The sequence below is a fragment of the Arthrobacter sp. Y3223164 genome (genome assembly GCF_059091005.1).
In genome coordinates this window covers 1-3,725 of the sequence record NZ_JBNHGF010000281.1, presented here as the reverse complement: position 1 = coordinate 3,725, position 3,725 = coordinate 1, and the positions used below count along the sequence as shown (strand labels likewise).

Below are 3,725 nucleotides of genomic sequence, written 5' to 3'. Positions count from 1 at the left end.
TGCTCCTGTTGTTTGAGAACTCAATAGTGTGCCAAGTTTGTTGATACCAATTATTTATTGGTTGAAAGTGCCGTGGCGTGCCGCCCCTGTGGTGTGTCGCGGTTTTATCAGCCTGGTTTGAATTTAGTGCAGTGTCTTCGGTCGTTTTCCCGGCCGTTGGTGCTGTGTCTGTTTGAAACATTAACGGAGAGTTTGATCCTGGCTCAGGACGAACGCTGGCGGCGTGCTTAACACATGCAAGTCGAACGATGATCCGGTGCTTGCACCGGGGATTAGTGGCGAACGGGTGAGTAACACGTGAGTAACCTGCCCTTGACTCTGGGATAAGCCTGGGAAACCGGGTCTAATACCGGATATGACCTGTCACCGCATGGTGGCGGGTGGAAAGATTTTTCGGTCATGGATGGACTCGCGGCCTATCAGCTTGTTGGTGGGGTAATGGCCTACCAAGGCGACGACGGGTAGCCGGCCTGAGAGGGTGACCGGCCACACTGGGACTGAGACACGGCCCAGACTCCTACGGGAGGCAGCAGTGGGGAATATTGCACAATGGGCGAAAGCCTGATGCAGCGACGCCGCGTGAGGGATGAATGCCTTCGGGTTGTAAACCTCTTTCAGCAGGGAAGAAGCGAAAGTGACGGTACCTGCAGAAGAAGCGCCGGCTAACTACGTGCCAGCAGCCGCGGTAATACGTAGGGCGCAAGCGTTGTCCGGAATTATTGGGCGTAAAGAGCTCGTAGGCGGTTTGTCGCGTCTGCTGTGAAAGCCCGGGGCTCAACCCCGGGTCTGCAGTGGGTACGGGCAGACTAGAGTGCAGTAGGGGAGACTGGAATTCCTGGTGTAGCGGTGAAATGCGCAGATATCAGGAGGAACACCGATGGCGAAGGCAGGTCTCTGGGCTGTAACTGACGCTGAGGAGCGAAAGCATGGGGAGCGAACAGGATTAGATACCCTGGTAGTCCATGCCGTAAACGTTGGGCACTAGGTGTGGGGGACATTCCACGTTTTCCGCGCCGTAGCTAACGCATTAAGTGCCCCGCCTGGGGAGTACGGCCGCAAGGCTAAAACTCAAAGGAATTGACGGGGGCCCGCACAAGCGGCGGAGCATGCGGATTAATTCGATGCAACGCGAAGAACCTTACCAAGGCTTGACATGGGCCGGATCGGGCTGGAAACAGTCCTTCCCTTCGGGGCCGGTTCACAGGTGGTGCATGGTTGTCGTCAGCTCGTGTCGTGAGATGTTGGGTTAAGTCCCGCAACGAGCGCAACCCTCGTTCCATGTTGCCAGCGCGTAATGGCGGGGACTCATGGGAGACTGCCGGGGTCAACTCGGAGGAAGGTGGGGACGACGTCAAATCATCATGCCCCTTATGTCTTGGGCTTCACGCATGCTACAATGGCCGGTACAATGGGTTGCGATACTGTGAGGTGGAGCTAATCCCAAAAAGCCGGTCTCAGTTCGGATTGGGGTCTGCAACTCGACCCCATGAAGTCGGAGTCGCTAGTAATCGCAGATCAGCAACGCTGCGGTGAATACGTTCCCGGGCCTTGTACACACCGCCCGTCAAGTCACGAAAGTTGGTAACACCCGAAGCCGGTGGCCTAACCCCTTGTGGGAGGGAGCCGTCGAAGGTGGGACCGGCGATTGGGACTAAGTCGTAACAAGGTAGCCGTACCGGAAGGTGCGGCTGGATCACCTCCTTTCTAAGGAGCTTCCTCGAACCTTTCCTGGCCTGTCATAGTGCGGGTTGGGTGGTTTGCAGGGCAAGCCCGTTGCGGACGCGTCTGTTGTCCGGCGGGTGCTCATGGGTGGAATATCAACGGATTCGGTGTCTTTCGCGGTTGGCCGCATGCTAAGTACGGTGCCCTTCGGGGTGTTTGGAACGTGTGTGGTTGGTTTCGCGGGGGATGTCTTTTGGCACACTGTTGGGTCCTGAGGCAACAGGACCTTATTCTTGCAGCGATGTGAGGAGAGGGAAGAAGTTGGTTCCTCTTGTTTCCTGCGCTTGCCGCGCCGGCCGCCCCTTGTGGGGTGGCGGGGGTGGGGGTGACGGGGTTGTTGTTTGAGAACTACATAGTGGACGCGAGCATCTTAAAGCAATTTTTTTGATGAACCTGGTGGCTGACTGTCTTTGTGACGGTTGGTTGTCCTGGTTCTCTCGAATAGCTGATTTTGATCTTTGTGGTCAAGTTTTTAAGAGCACACGGTGGATGCCTTGGCATCAGGAGCCGAAGAAGGACGTGGGAATCTGCGATAAGCCTGGGGGAGTTGATAACCGAACGGTGATCCCAGGATGTCCGAATGGGGAAACCCCGCCCGGCGCGCGAGTGACCGGGTGACCCGTACCTGAACACATAGGGTGCGTGGAGGGAACGCGGGGAAGTGAAACATCTCAGTACCCGCAGGAAGAGAAAACAACAGTGATTCCGTCAGTAGTGGCGAGCGAACGCGGAAGAGGCCAAACCGGTCCATGTGTGATAGCCGGCGGGCGTTGCATGGCCGGGGTTGCGGGACTTTCCGCTGCTGTTCTGCCGGACAGCGAAAGTGAGTGCGTGCGTATAGGTGAACGGTCTTGAAAGGCCGGCCGGAGAAGGTGTAAGCCCTGTAACCGTAATGCGTGACGCCGCTTGGAGAGTATCCCAAGTAGCACGGGGCCCGAGAAATCCCGTGCGAATCTGCCAGGACCACCTGGTAAGCCTGAATACTACCTGATGACCGATAGCGGACAAGTACCGTGAGGGAAAGGTGAAAAGTACCCCGGGAGGGGAGTGAAACAGTACCTGAAACCGTGTGCTTACAATCCGTCGGAGCAGCCTTAGTAGCTGTGACGGCGTGCCTTTTGAAGAATGAGCCTGCGAGTTAGTGTTACGTCGCGAGGTTAACCCGTGTGGGGAAGCCGTAGCGAAAGCGAGTCTGAACAGGGCGTTGCAGTGGCGTGATCTAGACCCGAAGCGGAGTGATCTACCCATGGCCAGGTTGAAGCGCGTGTAAGAGCGCGTGGAGGACCGAACCCACTTCAGTTGAAAATGGAGGGGATGAGCTGTGGGTAGGGGTGAAAGGCCAATCAAACTCCGTGATAGCTGGTTCTCCCCGAAATGCATTTAGGTGCAGCGTTGCGTGTTTCTTGCCGGAGGTAGAGCTACTGGATGGCCGATGGGCCCTACAAGGTTACTGACGTCAGCCAAACTCCGAATGCCGGCAAGTGAGAGCGCAGCAGTGAGACTGTGGGGGATAAGCTTCATAGTCGAGAGGGAAACAGCCCAGACCACCAACTAAGGCCCCTAAGCGTGTGCTAAGTGGAAAAGGATGTGGAGTTGCCCAGACAACCAGGAGGTTGGCTTAGAAGCAGCCACCCTTGAAAGAGTGCGTAATAGCTCACTGGTCAAGTGATTCCGCGCCGACAATGTAGCGGGGCTCAAGTACACCGCCGAAGTTGTGGCATCAGCGTATTATCCAAGCCTTCGTGGTTCAGGAGCGCTGGTGGGTAGGGGAGCGTCGTGTGGGCAGTGAAGCTGCGGCGGAAGCCAGTGGTGGAGCCTACACGAGTGAGAATGCAGGCATGAGTAGCGAAAGACGGGTGGGAAACCCGTCCGCCGAATGATCAAGGGTTCCAGGGTCAAGCTAATCTGCCCTGGGTAAGTCGGGACCTAAGGCGAGGCCGACAGGCGTAGTCGATGGACAACGGGTTGATATTCCCGTACCGGCGAAAAACCGCCCATGCCAA

At 56.7% G+C, this 3,725-nt stretch carries 2 rRNA genes; both read left to right on the top strand.

Annotated elements, in window-relative coordinates:
- Positions 1–180: 180 nt before the first annotated feature.
- Positions 181–1,704, top strand: a 16S ribosomal RNA gene (locus AC5RUJ_RS12580).
- A gap of 480 nt (positions 1,705–2,184) precedes the next feature.
- Positions 2,185–3,725, top strand: a 23S ribosomal RNA gene (locus AC5RUJ_RS12575); the annotation flags it as partial.